Source organism: Burkholderia sp. AU6039 (assembly GCF_002223365.1).
GTDB lineage: Bacteria > Pseudomonadota > Gammaproteobacteria > Burkholderiales > Burkholderiaceae > Burkholderia.
Window position 1 is genome coordinate 722,298 of sequence record NZ_NKFK01000007.1, and the last position, 23,120, is coordinate 745,417.

Here is a 23,120-nt window from a genome sequence, read left to right on the forward strand (position 1 = left end):
CTCACGCGCACCGCGTCAAGCGCGGCGCGCGTGCGGGCCCTCGCTTACTTCAACCGCGTCGCGATCTCGTTCGCCATCGCCTTCGTCGCGGCTTTCGTCGGCGCATCCGTGGCCAGTGCGTTCAGCAGGCCGAAGTCATGGATGGTGCCGTCGTAGCGCGTGGTCGTCGCATCGACACCCGCCGCGTCGAGCTTGCGGCCATACGCTTCACCTTCGTCACGCAGCACGTCGAACTGCGCGACCTGGATCAGCGCGGGCGGCAGGCCCTTCAACTGCGCGGTGCTCGCGCGCAGCGGCGACGCGTAGATCTCGTTGCGTTGCGCTTCGTTCTTCGTATAGGCGTCCCAGAACCACTTCATCATCGGCCGCGTCAGAAAGTGCCCTTGCTGATACGCGTTGTACGAGCCCGTGTTGAAGTTGTGGTCCGTCACCGGCCACATCAGCCCCTGGAAGCGGATCGCGGGGCCGCCCTTGTCCTTCGCCATCAGCGCCACCACGGCCGCCATGTTCCCGCCGACGCTGTTGCCGACCACCGCGAGGCGGCTGCCGTCGACACCGATCTCCGCGCCGTGCGCGGCCACCCACTTCGTCGCCGCATACGCCTGGTTGATCGCCACCGGGTAATGCGCTTCCGGCGACGGCGTGTAGTTCACGAACACCGCGACGGCGCCCGATTGCACGACGAGGTCGCGCACGAGGCGTTCGTGCGTCGGGAAATCGCCGAGCACCCAGCCGCCGCCGTGAATGAACACGAACACCGGCAGCGTGCCCGTCGCGCCCTGCGGGCGGACGATCGTGACCGGCACGGACAAGCCGTCCTGTTCGATCGTGCGGTTCGACACGTCGATGCCCGACAGGTCGACCTTCGTGCCGTTCTGCGCATCGACCAGCACCTGGCGCGCCTTCGCGGGGCTCAGCGTTTCGAGGCCGGGGCCCTTCTGGCCGTTCAGCGCGGCGAGGAATGCGCTCGTCGTCGCATCGGGACCGACGGCTTCGGCGCCGGCGGCGAACGCGGCAGGTGCGGTGGACAGTGCGGCTGCCACGGCGGCAGCGATCAGCAGCGGCTTGACGATCTTCATGGTGCAACTCCTTGGTCGAATCTTTGAATGGCGATGGATGGTTGGCAGTGCGACTGATCAGACGAGCGTGAGCGTGACGTCGATATTGCCGCGCGTCGCGTTCGAGTACGGGCAAACGACGTGCGCGCGGTCGATCAGCGTTTGCGCGACATCGCGATCGAGGCCCGGCAGCGAAATCTTCAGTTCGACTTCGATGCCGAAGCCGTTCGGGATCGCGCCGATGCCGACGCTGCCTTCGATCGCGGCGTCCGCGGGGATCGCGATCTTGTCCCGCGCGGCGACGAACTTCATCGCGCCGATGAAGCACGCGCTGTAGCCGGCGGCGAACAGCTGCTCGGGGTTCGCGCCCGCACCGCCCGCGCCGCCGAGCTCGCGCGGCGTGGTCAGCTTCAGGTCGAGGCCGCTTTCGGGCACCGTGGCACGGCCGTCACGGCCGCCGGTGGCTTTTGCATGGGCGCGGTACAGCACTTTTTCGATCGACATGACAGACTCCTTTTTCAGCAAATGAATGAAACAGCCTTCGAACCGGGAACCACGTGCCGGCGGTTTCTTCGCCGGCTTCGCACTTGCTTATCTACTCATAGATAGATAAACATTCCCAAAAAATGCAGAAGATCGATTCCTCTGCGCCAGTCATCTATCTACTACATGATAGATAACAAGATTCAATAAAAAGGCGGCGAACCGCCTCCCTGCTTGCGCCGCCCGTCAGGACCGCGCTTTCCAGACGGCCTCGACATCCTCGAGACGCGCCCGCGTATGAAACAGCCGGCTGGCCAGCACGCTGCCCTGGAACGCCGCGTACAACGTGCGCGCCGCCGTGTCGGGCTCGCCGCTGAACTGCAGCGTGCCTTCCTTCGCGCCTTGCGCCAGCAATTCCGCGAGCCAGCGCTCGTTGGCCGTGAAGAACGCCTGCACCGCCTGCCGCACGTTCTCCGGCAACGTTTCGATGTCGGACGCGAGCATCCCGCACAGGCAGATCAGGTTGCCGTCGCCCAGCGTGCGGCCGAACATCTTCGTGTACAGGCTCAGCTTCACGTCGGCCGGCAGCGCCGGATCGATCGCCCGCACGGCCGCGAGGACTTCGTCGCTGTAGGCCGCCACCGCTTCCAGCACCAGATCGTCCTTCGACGGGAAGTAGTAGTGGATGCTCGAAGTCTTCACGCCCACCAGGTCGGACAGGTCCCGATAGCTGAAGCCGTTGTAACCGCGCTGCATCATCAGCGTGATTGCATGATCGAGAATCTGTTCGCGGACGGTCGGTTTCGTTTCCATGGATCGAACTTTATCTACTCATAGATAGACAGTCAAGGAATTTTTTAAGGGCGCGATGACCATGCCTGCGAGCCCGCCGCGCAATCACGATGCCGCTCGTCTGGCCGGGCGGCTTACAACCGGCCTGCAGCACGATCGAATCGATGCGACACTTCACGCCGGGCCACGCGAATCGCGGCGCGACGTCCATCGGCTGGACGGACGTGCCGGCACACGATGACCGCGTCGCATCCGGCCCCGGCATCATCGGCCCGCCCGCTGCGTCGGGCCGCACAAGGAGAACAAGTCGATGTTTTCGTGGTTTGAACGGCGCCTGCCGACTTTCCCGCTCGAAGATCCCGTCACGCCGCCGCGGGGTTTCTTCTCGTTCGTCTGGGCGTGCACGAAAGGCGCGCGCAGCTGGATCCTGCTGATCGCGCTGACGTCGGCCGCGCTGGCCGCGTACGAAGCCGCGCTGTTCGCGATGATGGGCCGCGTGGTCGACTGGCTCGCGTCCTCGACGCCGGCCGATTTCGGCGGCCGGCACTTCGGCACGCTCGCCGGGTTCGCGGCGATCCTCGCCGGCAGCGCGCTGCTGATCGCGCTGCATACGATGGTCAAACACCAGGTGCTCGCGATCAACTTCCCGATGCGGCTGCGCTGGCTGTTTCACCGGCTGATGCTCGACCAGAGCCTGTCGTTCTACGCGAACGAGTTCGCGGGCCGCGTGACGACCAAGATCATGCAGACCGCGCTCGCGGTGCGCGATGCGCTGTTCATGTCGGTCGACGTCGTGATCGGCGTCGCCGCGTACCTGATCGGCATCCTCGCGCTCGCGGCCAGCTTCGACTGGCGGCTGATGATCCCGCTCGCGCTGTGGGCGCTCGGCTACGGCCTGGCGTGCGCGTATTTCGTGCCGCGCCTCGGTGCCGTCGGCAGCCGCCAGGCCGATGCGCGCGCGCTGATGACGGGCCGCATCACCGATGCGTATTCGAACATCACGACCGTCAAGCTGTTCTCGCACACGCGCCGCGAAGCCGACCACGCGCGCCGCGCGATGGAGGCGTTCAAGGCGACCGGCGACGCGCAGATGCGGCTCGTCAGCGCGTTCGAAGTCGTCAATCACCTGCTGTCGACGCTGCTGCTGGTCGGCTCGACCGGCCTCGCGCTGTTGCTGTGGATGCACGGCGAGGTGAGCGCGGGCGTCGTCGCGGCGGTGATCGCGATGGCGCTGCGCCTGTCGAGCTATTCGCACTGGATCATGTGGGAAATGACCGAGCTGTTCGAGAACGTCGGCACGATCCAGGACGGCATCAACACGCTGACGAAGGTGCACAGCGTGGTCGACGCGCCCGACGCGAAGCCGCTCGTGGTGCAGCGCGGCGGGATCGTGTTCGACAACGTGCAGTTCGCGCACGAGGACAACGATCGCGCGGTGTTCGACGGGCTGAACCTGACGATCCGGCCCGGCGAGCGGATCGGCCTGATCGGCCGCTCGGGCGCCGGCAAGTCGACGCTCGTGAACCTGCTGCTGCGCTTCTACGACGTGGGCGGCGGCACGATCCGGATCGACGGGCAGGACATCGCGCACGTGACGCAGGACAGCCTGCGCGGCGCGATCGGGATGGTCACGCAGGATACGTCGCTGCTGCACCGGACGATGCGCGAGAACCTGCTGTACGGGCGCCCCGACGCGACCGAGCGCGAGATGCACGACGCAGCCGTGCGCGCGGAAGCGTCCGAGTTCATCGACCGGCTGCGCGATCGCCATGGCCGAAGCGGCTACGACGTCGAGGTCGGCGAGCGCGGCGTGAAGCTGTCGGGCGGCCAGCGGCAGCGCGTCGCGATCGCGCGCGTGATGCTCAAGGACGCGCCGATCCTCGTGCTCGACGAGGCGACCAGCGCGCTTGATTCCGAAGTCGAAGTCGCGATCCAGCGCAGCCTCGACGACCTGATGAGCGGCAAGACGGTGATCGCGATCGCGCACCGGCTGTCGACCATCGCGGCGATGGACCGGCTGATCGTGCTCGACGAAGGGCGCATCGTCGAGGAAGGGACGCACCAGCAGTTGCTGCAGGCGGGTGGTATTTACGCGGCGCTGTGGGCGCACCAGAGCGGTGGGTTCCTTGGTGAGACGGCGGATGTGGAAGGCGCGGAGCAGTGAGCCGTGGCGGCATCGCGATCAGCGGCGGATTCGGCCGCGATCGCTTTGCCGTCAGCCGAACCTCGTCGCCCGGTATCCTGCCGCACGACGCAGATACAAGGAACCGTTATGACCACGCGACCGGATATCGCCACTGCGCTCGACGCGCCCGATTCGGTGCTCGAGGAAGACGAGCAGCGATTCGTGAACCAGATTCGCCGGCACGGATGGTTTCGCACGGAAGTGTTTGCAGAGGGAGACGATCCCGGGTTCTCGTTCACGACCGGGCTGTGGGTCAACCACGGTTTTCCGGAAATCATCGTGTTCTCGTTGCCGGCGCGCATCGTCCACGACGTGCTGTGGGACGTCTACCGGATGGTCGCGGCCGGTACGCCGCCTCCGGTCGGCGAAGTCACCGCATCCATCTACACCAATGCGAACGCACTCCTCATGCCGGTCGAAAAAGCGCACTACGAAGCGCACCTGGGCTGGAATCGCTGGTTCTACGGCAGCGACGACTTCCCGTGCGTCCAGTTGCTGTGGCCCGACCGCAACGGGATCTTTCCGTGGCAGCCCGAAGCGGATGACACATTGAATGCCGCACAGCCGCGGCTGTTCGCATCGGGCGACGCTTGCCACTGATCTGCGCACGGGATCGTGCGGCACGCCCGTCGCGATGCGCGGGTGGCCCGCCCGCGCCGCCCATTCGTTGCGCGCGCACCCATCTCCGCGCCGCCTCATAACGATCCGAAAATTTATTGGTTCCCTCGACGATGCGCCGTCCGTATCGTTCACCGACTCGTCAGACCAATCGACCAACGGGGGAATCCAACAATGAAACAGATCCGGTCATTCGCACTGCTCGCGCTGCCGGCCGCGCTCTACGCCGCCGGCGCGCACGCACAAAGCAGCGTCACGCTGTACGGTATCGCCGATGCGGGCATCGCGTACGTGCACAATGCGCAGAACGCGAACGGCAGCAATGCGTCGAGCCTCGTCAAGTTCAGCAGCGGCAACCTGTCGGGCAGCCGCTGGGGGCTGCGCGGCACCGAGGATCTCGGCGGCGGCCTGGCCGCGCTGTTCCAGCTCGAGAACGGCTTCAACATCGGCACGGGCGCGCTCGGCCAGGGCGGGCGCGAGTTCGGCCGCAAGGCCGTCGTCGGCCTCGCGAGCAGCACGTACGGCACCGTGACGCTCGGCCGCCAGTACGATCCGGTCGTCGATCTCGTGCAGGGCCTCACGCAGGACAACTACTTCGGCGGCGTGTTCGCGACGCCGGGCGACCTCGACAACTACGACAACAGCCTGCGCGTCAGCAACTCGGTGAAATACACGAGCCCGCTGATCTCGGGCTTCCAGTTCGAAGGCCTGTACGGCTTCGGCGGCGTCGCGGGCGCCACCGGCAGCGGCCGCACGTACAGCTTCGGCGCAAGCTACGCGAACGGCCCGCTGTCGCTCGGCGCCGGCTTCTTCTACGCGAACGGCGGCTCCACCGTCGCGAACGGCGTGCGCACGTGGTCGAGCAGCTCGGACACGCTGTTCAACACCGTGATCAACCAGGGCTTCTCGAGCGCGAAGTCGATCCAGATCGTGCGCGTGGCCGGCCAGTACGTGGCCGGGCCCGCCACCTTCGGCCTCGCGTATTCGAACACGCAGTACGGCGCGGACACGCTGTCGGCGTTCAGCCAGAACGCGAAGTTCAACAACGGCTCGGCGTTCTTCAACTGGCAGTTCTCGCCGGCGCTGCGCGCGGGCGTCGGCTATAACTACACGTCGCTGACGGGGCCGAGTTCCGCGCACTACAACCAGGTCAACCTCGGCGCGGACTACGCGTTGTCGAAACGCACCGACCTGTATGCGCTGTTCGGCTACCAGAAGGCGAGCGGCAACACGCTCAACGCGAACGGCGCGGTCGTGAAGGCCGCCGCGTCGGTCGGCTCGTACGGCGTGAACTCCGGCACCGATACCCAGGAACTCGCGATCGTCGGGATTCGCCACAAGTTCTGATCGCGTCGCCGCACGGCGGCAACGACGACATCGGCGACAGCTGGCAGGCGCGCACCGCGGTGCGCGCCTGCCGCGTTTACACTGTCGCGATCCCGTTCCGCACGACACCAGGAGGCCGGCATGCTGACCGTATGGGGGCGCCGCAATGCATTCAACGTCCAGAAGGTGATGTGGCTCGTCGACGAGCTCGCGCTTGCGCATCGGCACGTGCCGGCCGGCGGGCAGTTCGGCGTGCTCGACACGCCCGAATTTTTGGCGATGAACCCGCACGGGCGCATACCCGTGATCGACGACGGCGGCACGGTCGTCTGGGAATCGCACAGCATCCTGCGCTACCTCGCCGCGCGTTACGGGCGCCCCGGCTTCTGGCACGACGACCCCGCCGAACAGTCGCGCGCCGACCGCTGGATGGACTGGTCGCAAACCACGTTGCAGCCGACGTTCCTGAACGGTGTGTTCCGCGGCTACTTCCGGACGCCGCCCGAGCAGCGCGACACGGTGCGCGTCGAGCAAAGCATCGCGCAGTGCGCGCAGCACTTCCGGACGCTCGATGCGGCGCTGGCCGGGCAGCCGTTTCTCGCGGGTGATTCAATCACACTCGCCGACATCGCGGCCGGCACGCACCTGTATCGCTACTTCGAACTCGACATCGCACGGCCGGACCTCCCGCACGTGCAAGCGTGGTACGAGCGGCTGCAAGCACGGCCCGCGTATCGCACGCACGTGATGATTCCGTTCGACGATCTGCGCGGGCGGCTCGATTAGGCAATCGCGTATCGCGCCGGCAGCAGAACGGCTTGTAGGAAGGTTGTAATCACAACGGCGTATGTTGCCGACCTGTACGCCCGCCCGATGCATGCGACGCGGGTCATGACTGACCAATCCCACAGGCAAGGCAATGAGCGCTCAGGACATTGCAGTCAATGTCACGGCCCGGACGGACCAGGCGGTTGCCGCGCATCGCAACGCCGGCCTCGACGCATTGCGCGCCTGCCTGACGTTGCTGGTCGTGTTTCACCACTGCGCGATCACGTACGGTGCGCTCGGCGGGTGGTACTACCACGAGGTGGCCGCGGGGCCGTCGGTGGAATCCGCGCTGTTGACGCTCTTCTGCGCGATCAACCAGGCGTTCTTCATGGGCCTGTTCTTTTTCCTGGCGGGCTACCACACGCCACCATCCCTCGATCGCAAGGGCGCCCCCCGCTTTCTGGCTGACCGGTTTCTCAGGCTCGGCTTGCCGCTGCTGGTGTATGGGTTTCTGATCGGCCCCGCCACGATCGCGCTGGCGCAGTCCGCTGCCGGGCACCCGTTTGAAGACACGCTCGGCCGCCTGTGGCGCCACGGCACGTTCGACAATGGCCCGATGTGGTTCGCCAAGGCTTTGCTGATTTTCAGTGCGGCTGCGGCACTCTGGAGCGCCGCGTTCGCGCGCACCGCGAGCCGGCCTGAGCAGCATCCTTTCCCCTCGGACAGGACCTTGGCCTCGGCGGCATTGCTGACCGGGATCGCGGCGCTGGCGTTGCGGTCGCGATGGCCGATAGGTGTCAACGTATGGGGGCTTCAGCTCGGGTATTTCGCCAGCTACGTCGTGCTGTACGCAGCAGGTTGCCGGGCAGCACGCGCACGCTGGCTCGAGCATCTTCCGCCACGGCAGGTCGACACATGGTGGCGCATCGCGCTGCTGACAATCCCTGTCCTGCCCGTCGCCTACCTTCTCGCGAAGCACGTTCCCGCATTGCATGACCGTCCGGTTGACGTGGTGTACGCGTTCTGGGAGCCACTGGTCGCATGGGGCACGATACTGTTTCTCGCCAGCCGCTTTCAGCGACGCTTCACTCGACTGACGGGCGTGTGGCAGCCGCTGGCGCGACGCGCCTACACGATCTACATCATCCATCCGCCGGTGCTGGTCGGCGTTGCCCTCGCATGGCAGAACGTGCCGGCGGCCCCGTTCCTGAAGTTCGCCGCGACCGGCGGCATCGCATGCGTCGCGTGCTACCTGATCGCAGGACTGCTGCTTCGCGTGCCCAGGTTCGCATCGATCCTGTAACTGCTGCGTCAGCGTCGCCGCATTCCACCGAATCCGCTCCCGCCGCCGAACCCATGCCCGACAGTGCCGGCCGGAAACGCACCGTAGTGAAAACCGCCGCCGATCGGCACGCCGACGCGGTGATGGTCCACCCCGTTGAAGTGGACGACGTGATCGAAGTGGTGGAAATGATGGAAGCGGTGGAAGCGATCGACGAACACGAAGCCCACACCTGCGCCGATGAAAAGCGGCGGCCCCCAGTACCCCAGGTCGGCATACGGATAGTCCGCTGCCGGATACCATAAAACACTACCATCGGCGCTCTGCACGAACTGCCATGTGCCATCGTCCTGCAGGCACGCACGCCCGACGATTTGCTGCTCGGTGCCGTCGATGTTCGCTCGCGCGACGACCGCCCGGCAGTTCGTCGTCTCGTCCGCCAGATCGTCGTACGTTTGCGCAAAGACCGCCGCGGAACAGCCGAGACAGACGATACCTATCCCGGATCGAATCCAGTTGCACATGATCGGCTCCTGCCTGATTGCCCCCGACCACTCGATCGCGGGCGCCGCTGACGGCGCCCGGCAGATCGGATTGCTCGCGCACGATTCATCACGCGGCGCTCACGCGCCGCCGCATCGTGCAGGGTCTCCTGACGGCTAAACGATGCAGCGCGCGGGCTTATTCCAGGGGTCTGATGTGAATGATCGACGCAGGCACCGTCGATTGGCGCCCGGCCTAGCGCCTGGCGAAGCGGTAGGCAGCCGCTGCCGTGATCCCGAATACCAGATGGGCCACGAGTGTGATCGCGCCACGAACCGGAATGAACCACGGGAAGATCGCGGTGAACGCGTACAGGTTGACGCCGTACAGGATGAGGCCGAACGCGCCGCCCACGAAGAGCGAGGCCGCGAGCGACAGGTTGCGAATCACCTTCGCCAGCACGGCCGCGTAGACCAGCGACAGCACCAGATGCACGAGGGTCGCCACCGCCATGACGAGCGGATCGAAGCCGGCGGACGCCCCGAGCACGCCGCGCCCCATCACGATGGCTGCCGTGAGGCGTGTGTCGCGCAGCAGGTTCCCGATCGCGTCGTCACCGACGATCGGCCAGAGCAGCAGCTCGATGACGGTCGAACCGACCGCCGCACCGAACGCTGCCCAGAGAACCGGGACGACACTGGCTCGTTTCAATTGACGCTCCCGTCGCAACCGGCCGATGCATCGAAGCGACTTGCACCCCACCCGCTCCGGCGCCGGCCGCACAGCGCGTGCCGGTGAACCGGAACCCGAACCGGGCAGCCACGCAAGATTACGACGCCCCTTCGCAATCCGACCAGTAAGCGAAAGGATCGCGATGTTTCGGATAGTTCTCGTCCAGCCATTTCAGCAACGTCGCCCGCGCGTTGTCCATGTCGGCTTTCAACGACGAGGTCGTCAGTTCGTGCACTTCGATGGACTTTTCGCGATCGATCACGAAGCAGTTCCAGTCGGGGCCGTCGAGATCCGGATCGTCGGACGCCTTCGACGACTTGCCCCAGCCCAATCCCTTGCGTGCGTCGATGTAGTACCGCGGATGCACTTTCAGATACGACATTTCGCCGCCCTGCAGGCTGCTCTCCGCGCGCAGCACGTCGTGTCCGTCGACGATCTGCGTGACTTCCGGCAACCGGCGCGCTCGCCATCCGACGGGCAGCGTCGCGATGGCCTTGACGCTGTCGTACATCCCCCACTCCAGCCCCCACGCTTCGGCCATGCGCTTCATGAATGCGTTCGCATTCGGATAGCCGCGCAACTGGATCCGGGTCGACAGCGTGACTTCGATACCGCCGCGCCCGCCGGTGCCGGCGGATGCATCGTCCGCGCTCGCTTCGAACGGATTGCCCGGACGCGACGCGCGCGTCGCGTCCGTGGGCGCCATGCCCGAAAACAGCTGGTCGAGCGCGGCACGCGCTTTCGACGACTTGTCCGGCTTGTTCATTGTTGACCTCGCTTGCATCCGCACGGATGCATCCCTTTTCGAATCTCGTTCATCTCTCCACCTCATCGTTTTTCGCGGTCGCATTGTCGTCGATCCGGCGGCCCGAGCCTAGTGCCGCGTATCGCACAACGCTTTTTCGCTGCCACAGCTATCGTGGCGGGCCGACACGATACCCTATAGCCGGCACTAGCCGCCTGCCCCCACCGCCGCCCGCATCCGCTCCATCAACGCCAGCACCTCAGGCCGATTCTCCCCCTTCGCATGCACGAAGTAATACCTGAGCACCGAATCGACTTCGTGCGGGCTCACGCGCACGAGTTCGCTGCGCTTGAGATAGGCGTCGGCGAGCGGTACCCGCGCCAGCGCCACGCCGAGCCCGGCCTCGGCGGCGGCCAGCACGAGGTTGTAATCCTCGAAACGGCGATCCTGCGCGCGCGGCTTGAACGGCACGCCCAATGCATCGAACCACGTGCGCCAGCCAGTCACGTCGGAATCGTGCAGCAACGGCATGTCGAGCAACGCGGCATCGCCGCGCCGGCGGCGCGCCTTCGCCAGTTGCGCGGCGAGCCGCGGATGCGCAACCGGATAGAGCCGTTCCGGCATGAACGCACGGGTGTCGAGCTGACGCCAGTTGCCGCGCCCGTACCGGATCGACAGGTCTGCTTCGCCGCCGGCGATATCCACGTTGCGCAGATCGATGCCGAGTTCGATCCGCAATGCGGGCGCCTCGCTCTCGAGTGCATGCTGGCGCTCGAGCAGCCAGAGCTGCGCGAAGGCCGGCACCACGCTCATCCTGACCAGCCGCGGCGTACGCGGCGAGCGCCACTGATCGGCCGCACTGTCGATGATCGCGAACGCCTGCTCGATCCGGCCGACGAAGCGCTGGCCGTCCGGCGTCAGGCGCACACCGCGCGCATGGCGTTCGAACAACCGCAGGCCGAGCCAGTTTTCGACAGCGGCCACCCGCCGGCTGATCGCGCCGTGCGTCACGCCGGAGACATCGGCCGCGGCGAGGAACGAACCCTCGCGCGCGACCGTGCACACCGTCTCGAGACTCGCGAGCGGCGGCCGCGAACCCGGCGCCGGCGCTGCGGCGGGCGACGCCGCCGGCGCGCGCTTTGCGCGGGTTGAAGCGCCGGCCGGCCGCCGGCTCGAGCTGTGAATCATGGTCATATCTGCGTGCTGATCTGTGCGCTAGCTTAGCATCTTGCCACGCCTCATCATGGCCGCATGAACACGCTCTCCACCCCGTCGTCGCGCACTGCGCGGCAGCCGCTGATCGCGGCCGGCGCGGTCGCCTTCACGATCGTCTCGTGGGCGTCCGCTTTCCCGTTCATCCGGATCGGCCTGCATGGCCTGACACCGCTGCAACTCGCGGCGGCGCGCTTCGCCACGGCGGCCGTGCTGATCGTCGCGTGGCTCGCCGTGCGGCGGCCGCGCGTGCCGACCCGGGGCGACGCGCTGCGCTTCCTGCTGTGCGGCTTTCTCGGCATCGCGCTCTACAACGCGCTGCTCAATACCGGCGAGCAAACCGTCTCGGCCGGCGCGGCGAGCTTCATCGTGAACACGCTGCCGATCTTCACGGCGCTGCTGGCCTCGGTGTTTCTGGGCGAGCGCTTCAACCGCTGGGGCTGGCTCGGCTCGCTGGTCAGCCTCGCCGGCATCGCGGTGATCGCGCGCGGGCAGCCGGGCGGCCTCGTCCTCGGCGCCGGCAGCACGCTGATCCTCGGCGCGGCCCTGTGTTCGGCCAGCTATTTCGTGCTGCAGCGGCGGCTGATTCCGGTGTACGGCGCGCTGGCCTGCACCGCGTACACGCTGCTCGCCGGCGCGCTGCTGCTCACGCCGTGGCTGCCGGGCGCGCTCGTGGCGCTGGGCAGCGGGTCGCGCGACACCGCGCTGGCCGTGCTGATGCTCGGCATCTTCCCCGCCGCACTGGGTTACGCGACCTGGACCTTCGCACTCGGCTACTTCGGCGCGGCGCGCGCCGCCAACTTCCTCTACCTGACGCCGGCGGTCGCGACGGTCTTGTCGATGGTGCTGACGGGCGAGCGACCCGGCATCGAGACGGTGTGCGGCGGCCTGCTGGCGATTGCCGGCGTGATCTTCGTGGCGTTGCGCGGACGTTCTTAGGCTCGCAGCCGAATCGGGCCGGCCCGATCGCCCCGACGATCCGCAAGCGAGCCGGTCGGGACGAACCCCGGCATCTGCAAAGCGGAATGCATCGCGTGGGTCGCCTACCCGCGCCCGGTCGTCGACGCTGCCGGGCTCGACCGTTAGTTGCATTAAAACGAGGATATCGATCGCGATGAAGCATGGCCCCGCAACCGGATGCGCAATCGAAATCGTCCAAACTGTGCAGACAAATCGACCGAACAGTTCCGGATTGACCGTGCATCAGTGTCCATGGCTTCGTTCCACCCGCCGGCCGAATAATGGATGCGTTCGTAAGGCCGTCGACAGCGAATCGCAGCCTGTGGCCTGCCGCGGCGCACGATTTCCGGCATCCGGCGCCGTCGAATTTCGGGCGCTGGTCGCACTGCGCCCGCCCCGCTACGTGATTCGCTGCAGCGCGCAAAATCGGCTTCATATATATTCATACGAATTGCACCGTTTCAGGCCCCGATTCGCCCGTTCACCCGGGCGGCACGTCGCGGGGCAGGACGCGATGCAGTGAAGCCCATGATGGGTATGGAGACTCGTCCGATCGCCCCGACCTCGCCGTCGGCCGGTCGAGACGCCAATAGAAAGACATTCAAATCGGAGATGGCAGATGGAACGAAGCACTGTCGGCATGCGCTGCAAACCCCTGATCACCGTCGCACTGGCTGCCGCCGCATTCGCGGCCGCGTCGACCGCGATGGCCGACCAGGTCGTCAAGATCGGCAGCGTCGAACCGACGACGGGCGGCATCTCGCACCTCGGCAAGGACAACGAGAACGGTGCGCGCCTCGCGGTCGAGGAAATCAACGCGAAGGGTCTCACGATCGGCGGCAAGAAGATCACGCTGCAACTCGATGCACAGGATGACGCGGCCGACCCGCGCCAGGCTACCCAGGTCGCGCAGAAGCTCGTCGACGACAAGGTCGTCGCCGTCATCGGCCACCTGAACTCGGGCACGTCGATCCCGGCGTCGAAGATCTACAGCGACGCGGGCATCGTGCAGATCTCGCCGTCGGCCACGAACCCGACCTACACGCAGCAAGGCTTCAAGACGACCTACCGCGTGGTCGCGACCGACGCGCAGCAAGGCCCGGCGCTCGCGAGCTACGCGCAGTCGAAGGGCGTGAAGAGCGTGGCGGTGATCGACGATTCGACCGCATACGGCCAGGGCCTCGCGAACGAGTTCGAGAAGAAGGCGAAGGCGCTCGGCCTGAAGGTGCTGTCGCACGACGCGACCAACGACAAGGCGGTCGACTTCCGCGCGATCCTGACGAAGGTCAAGGGCGAGAACCCGGACGCGATCATGTACGGCGGCATGGACGCCACCGGCGGCCCGCTCGCGAAGCAGGCGAAGCAGCTCGGCCTGCGCGCGAAGATCCTGTCCGGCGACGGCGTGTGCACCGACTCGCTGGCCGAGCTGGCCGGCCCGGCGGCCGACAACGTGCTGTGCTCGCAGGCCGGCGCCGCGCTCGAGAAGATGCCGGGCGGCGCGGACTTCCTCGCGAAATACCAGAAGCGCTTCAACCAGGGCATCAAGTTCGATGCGCCGTTCGCGTATGACGCGGTCTACATCGCGGTCGACGCGATGAAGCGCGCGAATTCGACCGAGCCGGCGAAGATCCTCGCGGCGATGCCGGCGACGAAGTACGAAGGCGTGATCGGCACGACGACGTTCGATTCGAAGGGCGACCTGACGCACGGGATCATCTCGATCTACGGCTACAAGAGCGGCAAGAAGACCTTCGTCGACCAGGTGAAGATGTAACCCGACGCGGCGCCGGTGCGACGGGAACGCCACCCGTCGGCGCCGGCGCCGCGCGGGCCGAATTCTGATTCACGGAGACGAAGCATCATGTGTGCAATGGCGTATGCGGAATTTCAACAGGAGTTGAAGAAGGCACAGCTGACGGCGCGCGAGTTCGCCCGCCTGATCAAGATGAACGAAAGTTCGATCACGAACTATTCGAGCAAGGGCACGGTCCCGTCCCACCTCGCGGTCATCGCGAAACTGATCGGCACGATGGCGGCGCACGAGATCGATTTCCGGCGCGTGATCCGACAGATGCGGATCGAACCGAAACGGCCGCGCGGCGGCGGTGCGTTTCCTGCGGTGGAAAAACCACGTTCCAGAAAAACGGCGAAAGCCGACGCCTGAGCACAGGCATGCGTCGACAACGGCACGGGGCTTGCCGCTCGACGCTGAATCGAATGTCATCTCACGGGCAACGCGACACGCGACGCCCGACCAATCACCCCACCGCCCGCATGTGATCGAGCAGCGCCTGCAACGGGTGCCGCACCTGCTTCGACGACATCCGCTTCACCTGGCTGCGGCACGAATAGCCGGTCGCCAGCGCCTCGCCTTCGTCCTCCGGCCCGTCCACGTGTGACGCCCACGACTGCGCGTAGATCGTCTTCGACGTCGCGAGATTGCGCGCCTCGTGCCCGTAGGTACCCGACATCCCGCAGCACCCGGTCGCCTGGACCTTCAAGCGCAGCCCGCGCCGCGCGAATACCTGGGCCCATTGCTTGCCGCTGTCGGGCGCATTGGTCTTCTCGGTGCAGTGCGGCAGCAACCGGTACGACGTGGGCACGCCGCCGACACCGTCGCCAGTACCAGCCTCCGGCAACGCCTGCAGCAACCACTCCTGCGGCAGCGCAACTTTCGGCACATCGGTGAGCCCCGTCACCTTCAGGTACTCCTGCCGATACGTGAGCGTCATCGCCGGATCGAGGCCGACCAGCGCGACACCCGAGCGCGCCAGCGCGGCCAGCTGCGTCGCATTGCGGATCGCCGCCTGCTCGAACGCGCGCAGGAAGCCCTGCACATGCAGCGCCTTGCCGTTCGGCGCGAGCGGCGCGAGCCACACCTGGAAGCCCATACGCGCCGCCAGCTCGATCAGCGTCGCCAGTTGCTCGGTATCGAAATAGCGCGTGAAGGTGTCCTGCACGATGACGACGCTGCGTGCGCGCTGCGCGTCGCTCAACGCGGCGAGCGCCTGCGGATCGGCCGGCTTCACCTGCCATTGACGGATCACCGCCGCGAGATCGAAGCGGCTCAGCAGCGGGCTGTCGACCATGCCGACGTGCCGCTCCAGCACCGCGCGCACCCATCCCGAGCGCATCAGCCCGTTGTACAGCGCGGGCACCCGCGCCATCCACGGCATCGTGAATTCGAGCGAGCCGATCAGGTAGTCGCGCAGCGGCCGCAGGTAACGCTGGTGATACAGCTCGAGGAAGCGCGAGCGAAACTCCGGCACGTTCACCTTCACCGGGCACTGCCCCGCGCACGACTTGCACGCGAGGCACCCGGCCATCGCGTCGTACACCTCGTGCGAAAAATCGGCTTCGCCGCTGCGCGCCGCGCGGCTGTTGCGCCAGCGCGTGGCAAGACCGCCCAGGAACGGCTGCCGCGCACGCGCCGCCGCGACGACGTCGACGCCGGCCTGCCCTTGCAGGCGCAACCATTCGCGCATCAGCGACGCACGCCCCTTCGGCGATTGCACGCGTTCGCGCGTCGCCTTCCACGACGGGCACATTGCATCGTCCGGATCGAAGTTGTAGCACGCGCCGTTGCCGTTGCAGTGCATCGCGGTGCCGTAGCTCTGCCATACACGCTCGTCGATCTGCCGGTCGTGGTCGCCGCGCGTCGGCACTTCGTCGATCTTCAGCAGCCGCATCGTGTTCTCCGGCGGCGTCGCGATCTTGCCCGGGTTGAACTGGTTGTGCGGATCGAACGCGGCCTTCAGTTGCTGCAGCGACGGATACAGCTCGCCGAAGAACGCCGGCGCATATTCGGAGCGTACGCCCTTGCCGTGCTCGCCCCACAACAGGCCGCCGTGGCGCTGCGTGAGCGCCGCCACCGCATCCGACACGGGCCGCACCAGCGCCGCCTGCTTCGGGTCCTTCATGTCGAGCGCCGGCCGCACGTGCAACACGCCGGCATCGACGTGCCCGAACATCCCGTATTGCAGCCCGTGGCCGTCGAGCAGCGCGCGGAATTCGGCGATGTACGCGGCAAGGTTTTCGGGCGGCACCGCGGTGTCCTCGACGAACGGCTGCGGGCGCGCCTCGCCCTGCACGTTGCCGAGCAGGCCGACCGCGCGCTTGCGCATCGCATACACGCGCTTCACCGCGTCGTCGCCGGCCGCGAGCGTGTGGCCCAGGCGCTCCACGCTCGAATCGGTGCGCAGATGATCGACGAATGCGCGCACGCGTGCGTCGACGTCCTCCGCATCGTCGCCGCTGAATTCGATCAGGTTGATGCCAAGCGTCGGCCGGGCATCGTCCTGCGGGAAATACTCGGCCACGCTGCTCCACACGAAGTCCTTCATCGCCAGCATCAGCACCTTCGAGTCGACCGTCTCGATCGACAGCGGCTGGTGCGCGAGCAGCGCGCGCGCGTCGCGCAGCGCGTCCATGAAGCCCGCATAGCGCACGTTGACCAGCACCGAGACCTTCGGGATCGGCAGCACGTTGAGCTTCGCCTCGACGACGAAGCCGAGCGAGCCTTCCGCGCCGCACAGCACGCTGTTCAGGTTGAAGCGGCCGTCCGGTTCGCGCAGGTGCGCGAGGTCGTAGCCGGTCAGGCAGCGGTTGAGCTTCGGAAACTTCGCTTCGATCAGCGCCGCCTTGTCGTCGCTGATGCGCCGCGCGGTGCGGTAGACCTTGCCGATGCGGTCCTCGCGCGCGCAGCGGCGCTCGAGCTCGTCGTCCGCGAGTGCTTCGCTGTGCAGCTGCTCGCCGCCCATCAGCACGAAATCGAGCTCGAGCACGTGGTCGCGCGTCTTGCCGTACGTGCAGCTGCCCTGCCCGCTCGCGTCGGTGTTGATCATTCCGCCGACGGTCGCGCGGTTCGACGTCGACAGTTCCGGCGCGAAGAACAGCCCGTGCGGCTTCAGTGCCGCGTTGAGCTGATCCTTGACGACGCCCGCCTGCACGCGCACCCAGCGCTGCTCGACGTCGATTTCGAGGATCCGGTTCATGTTGCGCGACAGGTCGACCACCACGCCGTCGGTCAGCGACTGCCCGTTGGTGCCCGTGCCGCCGCCGCGCGCGGCCACCGCGACGTCGCGATGCGCGGGCTCGGCGAGCAGCCGTGCCAGCAGCCGGACGTCGTCCGCATGCGCGGGGCAGATCACCGCTTGCGGCAGACGCTGGTAGATCGAGTTGTCGGTGGCCTGCACCGTCCGGTTCGCATGGTCCGCGCGGATTTCCCCGGCGAATCCGGCGGCCCGCAGCGCGGCGAGAAAGTCACGGTACGCATGCGCGGGCGGGCTGGCGGGACGGGGCAACGAGGCGATCGACATGGGGCAAAAGCGGCAACGTGAGTGGAACCGGCCGGCTCGCATGGCCGAAACATGATTTTTTAGCAAGTTTCCACGCGACCGGGAATTCCAGTATCTTTGGATACTTCGCGAGAAACAAACGAATTCTGCTCCGGCGAATATTGCATAAAACTCATGAATTACCGTCGCCTCACCCCGTCGATGTCGCTGCTGCTGGTGTTCGAGGCCGCCGCGCGGCATGAAAGCTACACGCGCGCGGCCGAGGAGCTGTCGCTGAGCCAGAGCGCGATCAGCCGGCAGGTCCAGACGCTCGAGGATCAGCTCGGCGTGCCACTGTTCCGGCGCGAGGGCCGCTCGGTCAAGCTGACCGAAGTCGGGCGCCGCTACTTCAGCGAGCTGAGCGGCGCACTGGGGCGCATCCGCGGCGCGACGCTGCAGGCGATGTCGCACCAGGCGGGCGCCGGCACGCTGCGGCTCGCAACGCTGCCCACGTTCGGCTCGAAATGGCTGCTGCCGCACCTGCACGATTTCTACGCCGCGCATCCGGGCGTGACCGTGCACCTCCATTCGCGGATCGGCGGCATCGATTTCCTCAACGACGACCTCGATGCGGCCATCACCGTCGGCGCAGGCGACTGGCCGGGCCTGCACGCGCACCGGCTGTACAACGAGTTCCTGATCGCGATCGCGCCGCCGGACACGGGCAGCGCAAGCCGCCGCAAGGCCGACGCACGCACGCCGGCGTGGGCCGCCAAGCAGACGCTGCTCGGCGTGACGAGCAACCAGCAGGCGTGGGCGGAGTGGTTTTCGCACTTTCGGCTCGACCATCGGCAGATGCGCATCGGCCCGAGCTTCGAGCTCACGTCGCACCTGATCCAGGCGGTGCGGGCCGGGATGGGGATCGGGCTCGTGCCGAAGGTGCTGGTGGAAGACGAGCTGAGCCGCCACGAGCTCGTGTCGATCGGCGACGCGATCACCAGCCAGCGCAGCTACTACCTCGTCTACCCGCCGGGGAACGAGACGCTGCCGTCGCTCGTCGCCTTCCGCGAATGGCTGCTGAAATCCTGCTGAAACGCGGCCGGCGGCGGCCCGCTCAGGTGCGCCATTCGCCGAGAATCTGCTCGGCCAGGTAGTCGCACGGCGGGCGCGCGGACTGCGCGCTGCGCGCAAGCACGACCTCCATTTCACCGAGCGGCGGCAGCCCGTGGCTTTCCGACAGCTGCACGAGATGATCGGGAATGCAGCAGCGCGCCAGCGGCGCGACCGCGAGCCCGGCCTCCACCATGCTGAGCAGGCCGAGGTGGCTCGGGCTCTCGTACGACATCCGGTACGGGATCTTCCGCCGGTTCAGCGCCTTGACCGCGTGATCGCGCGCCGCGCTGCCGCCGTGCGTGAAAAAGGCCACCGGCAGCGGCCGCTCTTCCCACACATTGCGCTTCGGCGACCCGGCCCAGACGAGCGGCTCGAGCCGGATCAGCTCGCCGGTCACCCCCTTGATCCGCGTGAGGCACGCGAGGTCCACCGTGTTGTCCTTCAGCATCGGCACGAGCGCGCTGCTCGGCTGGCCGATCACGCGTATTTCCACGCGCGGATGCATCGCGGCGAACTTGCCGAGCACCTGCGGCAGCAGCGACGAAATGTAATCGTCGGGCACGCCGATCGTCACGCGGCCGCGGACCTCCGGGCGCACGACCGACGCCCAGGCCTCGTCGCGCATCGCCAGCATCCGGCGGCCGTATTCGGCGAGCATCGTGCCGTCGTCGGTCGGCGTCACGTTGCGCGTGTCGCGGATGAAGAGCGGCTTGCCGAGCGCGTCTTCCAGCGCCTTGATCTGCATGCTCACCGCCGACGGCGACCGGTGCACGGCCTGCGCGCCCTGCGCGAACGATCCGGATTCCGCGACGGCCACCACCATCGCGAGCACATCGAGGTCGAGCTTTTTCATCGTCTTCAGAAAAACTGATTAATCGATTCAGTTTATCCCGTTTTACTGTTCTCCTCCACGGTCGGACAATGCATCCCGTCAGCCCTTACTCGTTGCAGGAATCATCAGACATGCATACGTCCGGATCGCTCTACGGATTTCTCGTCATCGGCGGCATGCTCGCGGTCACGCCCGGGCCGAACATGGTCTACGTGATGTCGCGCTCGATCGCTCAAGGTCGCACCGCGGGGCTCATCTCGCTCGGCGGCGTGATGATCGGCTACCTGTTCTACATGTTCGGTGCGGCGTTCGGGATCACGACGCTGTTCATGAGCGTGCCCTACGCGGGCAGCGGGCTGGCCGTGGTCGGTGCGGCGTACCTGTTGTATCTCGCGTGGCAGACCGTCAGGCCCGGCGGCCGCTCGCCGTTCGAGGTGCGGGCGTTGCCCAGCGAGCGCCCGCTTCGTTTGCTGGCGATGGGCGCGACGACCAGCGTGCTGAACCCGAAGCTCGCGATGCTGTTCATTTCGTTGCTGCCGCAGTTCATCGACTACCGGAAAGGCAGCGTGCTCGGGCAATCGCTGTTTCTCGGTTCGCTGCTGATCACCGCGTTCGCTTGCGCGAACGGGCTGGTGGCGATCTGTTCGAGCAGCATCGCGACGTTCCTGCACGGGCGCCCGATGCTGCTGCTCGCGCAGCGCTGGGCGATGGGGCTCATTCTCGGCGGGCTCGGCGTGCAGATGGTGGTCGATGCGTCGAAGATGGCGGGCATGGCATAGTGCGCCAATCACGCCATCGAGCGGATGCCACCGGAACCAGGACAGCCGCGCGCCGGTTTTACGCGAGATAGCCGGAAACGCCGTCCCAGAGCAGTTTCAACGCGGTCACCGCGAGCAATCCGTAGCAACTCCGGTAGATCAGGCGCTGATCCAGCCTGCCGTGAAGCCGCCAGCCGCACACCACGCCGGCCGGAATGGCAAGCAGGCACACCGCCATCAACGCCCAGACATTCGCGGTCGGCCGCACGATCAGCAGCCACGGCACCGCCTTGATCGCATTGCCCACGGTGAAGAACAGGCTCGTCGTTCCCGCGTACATCTCCTTGCTGAGGCCGAGCGGCAGCAGATACATCGCGAGCGGCGGACCGCCCGAGTGCGCGACCATCGTCGTGACGCCCGATGCAAGGCCGGCCGAGACGGCCTTCGGCGACGAACGCGGACGAACCGTCGGTTTCGCGCCGCCCCTCACCCACAACCCGACGAAGACCAGCGTGACCACCGCCATCAACAGCTCGATGGCGCGATGGTCGAGGAAGCGGAAAGCCAGGTAACCGAACCCGATACCGATCACCAGCCCCGGCAGGAGCAGCACGAGGTCGGGCTTCGACCATGTCGACGGCTTCCAGTACCGCAGCGCGAACAGATCCATCGCGATGAACAACGGGGCGAGCAAGCCGCCGGCCGTCACCGGGTCCATCACGAGTGACAGCAGCGGAATGCCGATGATCGCGAATCCGCCACCGAACGCGCCGCGCATGAGCGCGATCACGAACACGCCGGCAAACGCGATCAGGATCGTGGCCAGCGTCAATTGCAGGCCCATCGCAGCAGGGGTCGCCATCACGACCTCCGTGCCGGTTCGAATCGCGGCGTGGCGGACTGCCACGGAGCGGGTCGCACGGGCGGCATCGCCGCACGGTGGATCCGGGTTGAACGCGTTGCACGCATGCTGCTTCTCCAATGGGATGCCGGGGAGATGCGGTACACCAACGCACCGTGGGCCGCACGGGCCGCACAAGCATGTCAGCCCCGGTACAATCGACTTGATGAAAGCAGAATGCACCGCCGTTAGACTCAGTGCAATTAAAACATTGACCTCGGTGCAATAATCATTGTTATCGGTGCAATCCATGTCGAATTCCGAGTATCTGCAGTTGGCAGACGCGATCGCCGCCCAAATTGCCGACGGCACGCTCAGGCCGGGCGACCGCCTGCCTCCGCAGCGTCATTTCGCTGACCAGCATGGCATCGCCGCATCGACGGCGGGACGGGTTTATGCGGAATTGCTGCGCCGCGGCCTGGTGGTCGGTGAAGTCGGTCGGGGCACTTTCGTGTCGGGCGAGACGCGACGCGGGGCCGCTGCGCCGGGCGAGCCGCGCGGCGTTCGGATCGATCTCGAGTTCAACTACCCGACCGTCCCGGCCCAGACCGCGTTGATCACCAGAAGCCTGCGCGGATTGCACCGACCTGGGGAGCTCGACGCCGCGTTACGCGAGGCGACGAGTACCGGGACCCCGGCCATCCGAAGCGTTGCCGCCGCGTATCTGGCGCAGCATGAATGGGCCCCATCGCCCGACCAGCTCGTGTTTACCGGCAACGGGCGGCAAAGCATCGCCGCGGCCGTTGCCGCCGTCGTGCCGACCGGCGGGCGCTGTGGCGTGGAGGCACTGACCTACCCGTTCATCAAGGGCATCGCGGCCAAGCTGGGGATCTCGCTGGTGCCGCTGGCGATGGACGAAGACGGCGTTCGGCCCGACGCCGTGCAAAAGGCTCACCGCGAGGCCAGGCTGTCGGCGATCTACGTTCAGCCGGCCATCCAGAATCCGCTGGGCACGACGATGAGCGCCGCTCGCCGCGCCGACCTGCTGCGTGTCGTCGACAAGCTCGACATACCGGTCATCGAAGACAACGTTTACGGTTTTCTCGGCGACGAGCCGCCGCTGGCCGCACTCGCTCCAGATGCCTGCATCGTGATCGACAGCCTGTCCAAGCGGGTCACGCCAGGCCTGACCCTCGGCTTCATCGTGCCGCCGCCGCGGCTGCACGAAAGCGTGATGGCGTCGGTACGCTCGGGGGGATGGACCGCTTCCGGGTTCGCGTTTGCAGCCGCGCAGCGATTGATGCGCGACGGCACCGTGGCCGAACTCGCGAGATTGAAACGCATCGACGCCAGCGCGCGTCAGGCGCTGGCGATCGAGCGCCTCGCGGGTTTCGATGTCCGGACCAACGGCAAGTGCTATCACCTGTGGCTGACGTTGCCGGCGCACTGGCGTTCGCAAGCCCTCGTCGCAGCCGCGGCCCGGCGCGACATCGGGCTGACGCCGTCGACCACCTTCGCCGTGTCGTCCGGCCATGCGCCGAACGCAGTCCGGCTCGCGCTGGCCGCGCCGACCATGGATCAGCTCGATGCCGGCCTGCGCACGCTGACCGCGATGCTGAACGGCCGGGAGGACGATTTCGACGCGACCGAGTAAGC

At 66.7% G+C, this 23,120-nt stretch carries 21 protein-coding genes; 11 read left to right on the forward strand and 10 right to left on the reverse strand.

Features of this window, described 5'->3' with window-relative positions; genetic code table 11:
* Positions 1 to 44: 44 nt before the first annotated feature.
* The 3 genes from CFB39_RS35250 to CFB39_RS35260 all read right to left on the reverse strand — a co-directional run bounded on the left by CFB39_RS35250 (position 45) and on the right by CFB39_RS35260 (position 2,354).
* The gene (locus CFB39_RS35250; protein ID WP_089433932.1) at positions 45 to 1,079 is read right to left on the reverse strand and encodes an alpha/beta hydrolase; all 1,035 of its coding nucleotides are present in this window, start codon (positions 1,077 to 1,079) and stop codon (positions 45 to 47) included.
* Positions 1,080 to 1,136: 57 nt separating this feature from the next.
* A complete protein-coding gene (locus CFB39_RS35255; protein WP_046547194.1) occupies positions 1,137 to 1,562 on the reverse strand; it encodes an organic hydroperoxide resistance protein in 426 nt (141 codons plus the stop codon).
* A 225-nt stretch (positions 1,563 to 1,787) separates the two neighbouring features.
* Positions 1,788 to 2,354 carry a TetR/AcrR family transcriptional regulator gene (locus CFB39_RS35260; RefSeq protein ID WP_089448963.1) on the reverse strand — a complete coding sequence of 189 codons (567 nt, stop codon included), beginning with the start codon at positions 2,352 to 2,354 and terminating at the stop codon, positions 1,788 to 1,790.
* Between the two features lie 289 nt (positions 2,355 to 2,643).
* Here CFB39_RS35260 and CFB39_RS35265 point away from each other — a divergent pair, with 289 nt between their 5' ends.
* From CFB39_RS35265 to CFB39_RS35285, 5 genes are all read left to right on the forward strand, one after another.
* Positions 2,644 to 4,497: an ABC transporter ATP-binding protein gene (locus CFB39_RS35265; protein ID WP_089476436.1), complete on the forward strand. Its 1,854-nt coding sequence runs from the start codon at positions 2,644 to 2,646 to the stop codon at positions 4,495 to 4,497.
* Positions 4,498 to 4,605: 108 nt separating this feature from the next.
* Positions 4,606 to 5,118 carry a DUF4262 domain-containing protein gene (locus CFB39_RS35270; protein ID WP_089476437.1) on the forward strand — a complete coding sequence of 171 codons (513 nt, stop codon included), beginning with the start codon at positions 4,606 to 4,608 and terminating at the stop codon, positions 5,116 to 5,118.
* Positions 5,119 to 5,310: 192 nt separating this feature from the next.
* Entirely contained in the window at positions 5,311 to 6,483 is a 1,173-nt protein-coding gene (locus tag CFB39_RS35275) for a porin (RefSeq protein ID WP_039364476.1), read from the forward strand.
* A 120-nt stretch (positions 6,484 to 6,603) separates the two neighbouring features.
* Entirely contained in the window at positions 6,604 to 7,248 is a 645-nt protein-coding gene (locus CFB39_RS35280; protein WP_089476438.1) for a glutathione S-transferase family protein, read from the forward strand.
* 133 nt (positions 7,249 to 7,381) lie between these two features.
* Complete coding sequence (locus CFB39_RS35285; RefSeq protein ID WP_089476439.1) at positions 7,382 to 8,533, forward strand: acyltransferase; 1,152 nt, start codon at positions 7,382 to 7,384, stop codon at positions 8,531 to 8,533.
* 8 nt (positions 8,534 to 8,541) lie between these two features.
* On the opposite strand, the gene CFB39_RS35290 is transcribed toward CFB39_RS35285, so the two are convergent.
* The 4 genes from CFB39_RS35290 to CFB39_RS35305 form a co-directional block, all read right to left on the reverse strand.
* Positions 8,542 to 9,036, reverse strand: a complete 495-nt coding sequence (locus tag CFB39_RS35290; RefSeq protein WP_089476440.1) for a hypothetical protein — start codon at positions 9,034 to 9,036, stop codon at positions 8,542 to 8,544.
* A gap of 214 nt (positions 9,037 to 9,250) precedes the next feature.
* Positions 9,251 to 9,706 carry a sodium:proline symporter gene (locus CFB39_RS35295; protein ID WP_089476441.1) on the reverse strand — a complete coding sequence of 152 codons (456 nt, stop codon included), beginning with the start codon at positions 9,704 to 9,706 and terminating at the stop codon, positions 9,251 to 9,253.
* Between the two features lie 118 nt (positions 9,707 to 9,824).
* Complete coding sequence (locus CFB39_RS35300) at positions 9,825 to 10,493, reverse strand: nitroreductase (RefSeq protein WP_089430004.1); 669 nt, start codon at positions 10,491 to 10,493, stop codon at positions 9,825 to 9,827.
* A 186-nt stretch (positions 10,494 to 10,679) separates the two neighbouring features.
* Positions 10,680 to 11,666, reverse strand: coding sequence for a LysR substrate-binding domain-containing protein (locus CFB39_RS35305; RefSeq protein WP_089476442.1), 987 nt, complete (start codon positions 11,664 to 11,666; stop codon positions 10,680 to 10,682).
* Between the two features lie 57 nt (positions 11,667 to 11,723).
* Here CFB39_RS35305 and CFB39_RS35310 point away from each other — a divergent pair, with 57 nt between their 5' ends.
* The 3 genes from CFB39_RS35310 to CFB39_RS35320 all read left to right on the forward strand — a co-directional run bounded on the left by CFB39_RS35310 (position 11,724) and on the right by CFB39_RS35320 (position 14,808).
* Positions 11,724 to 12,623 (forward strand): DMT family transporter, encoded by a 900-nt coding sequence (locus CFB39_RS35310; RefSeq protein WP_089476443.1) that lies wholly within the window; start codon positions 11,724 to 11,726, stop codon positions 12,621 to 12,623.
* A 640-nt stretch (positions 12,624 to 13,263) separates the two neighbouring features.
* On the forward strand, positions 13,264 to 14,418 hold the full coding sequence (locus CFB39_RS35315) for a branched-chain amino acid ABC transporter substrate-binding protein (RefSeq protein ID WP_089476444.1): 1,155 nt from the start codon (positions 13,264 to 13,266) through the stop codon (positions 14,416 to 14,418).
* 87 nt (positions 14,419 to 14,505) lie between these two features.
* Entirely contained in the window at positions 14,506 to 14,808 is a 303-nt protein-coding gene (locus tag CFB39_RS35320; RefSeq protein WP_089476445.1) for a DNA-binding protein, read from the forward strand.
* Positions 14,809 to 14,902: 94 nt separating this feature from the next.
* Here CFB39_RS35320 and CFB39_RS35325 read toward each other — a convergent pair whose 3' ends face one another.
* On the reverse strand, positions 14,903 to 17,962 hold the full coding sequence (locus tag CFB39_RS35325) for an FAD-binding and (Fe-S)-binding domain-containing protein (protein WP_089476446.1): 3,060 nt from the start codon (positions 17,960 to 17,962) through the stop codon (positions 14,903 to 14,905).
* A 153-nt stretch (positions 17,963 to 18,115) separates the two neighbouring features.
* On the opposite strand from CFB39_RS35325, the gene CFB39_RS35330 reads away from it, so the two are divergent.
* A complete protein-coding gene (locus CFB39_RS35330) occupies positions 18,116 to 19,012 on the forward strand; it encodes a LysR substrate-binding domain-containing protein (protein ID WP_089476447.1) in 897 nt (298 codons plus the stop codon).
* A gap of 22 nt (positions 19,013 to 19,034) precedes the next feature.
* Here the strand turns inward: CFB39_RS35330 and CFB39_RS35335 are convergent, their stop codons facing one another.
* A complete protein-coding gene (locus CFB39_RS35335; protein WP_089476448.1) occupies positions 19,035 to 19,886 on the reverse strand; it encodes a LysR substrate-binding domain-containing protein in 852 nt (283 codons plus the stop codon).
* A gap of 110 nt (positions 19,887 to 19,996) precedes the next feature.
* On the opposite strand from CFB39_RS35335, the gene CFB39_RS35340 reads away from it, so the two are divergent.
* Positions 19,997 to 20,644, forward strand: coding sequence for a LysE family translocator (locus CFB39_RS35340; protein ID WP_089476449.1), 648 nt, complete (start codon positions 19,997 to 19,999; stop codon positions 20,642 to 20,644).
* Positions 20,645 to 20,702: 58 nt separating this feature from the next.
* On the opposite strand, the gene CFB39_RS35345 is transcribed toward CFB39_RS35340, so the two are convergent.
* A complete protein-coding gene (locus CFB39_RS35345) occupies positions 20,703 to 21,776 on the reverse strand; it encodes a sulfite exporter TauE/SafE family protein (protein ID WP_241026008.1) in 1,074 nt (357 codons plus the stop codon).
* Between CFB39_RS35345 and CFB39_RS35350 the strand changes: the two genes are divergently transcribed.
* Positions 21,775 to 23,118, forward strand: a complete 1,344-nt coding sequence (locus CFB39_RS35350; RefSeq protein ID WP_089476450.1) for a PLP-dependent aminotransferase family protein — start codon at positions 21,775 to 21,777, stop codon at positions 23,116 to 23,118. The two genes, CFB39_RS35345 and CFB39_RS35350, sit on opposite strands and share 2 nt — an antisense overlap.
* The last annotated feature ends 2 nt before the right edge of the window (positions 23,119 to 23,120 follow it).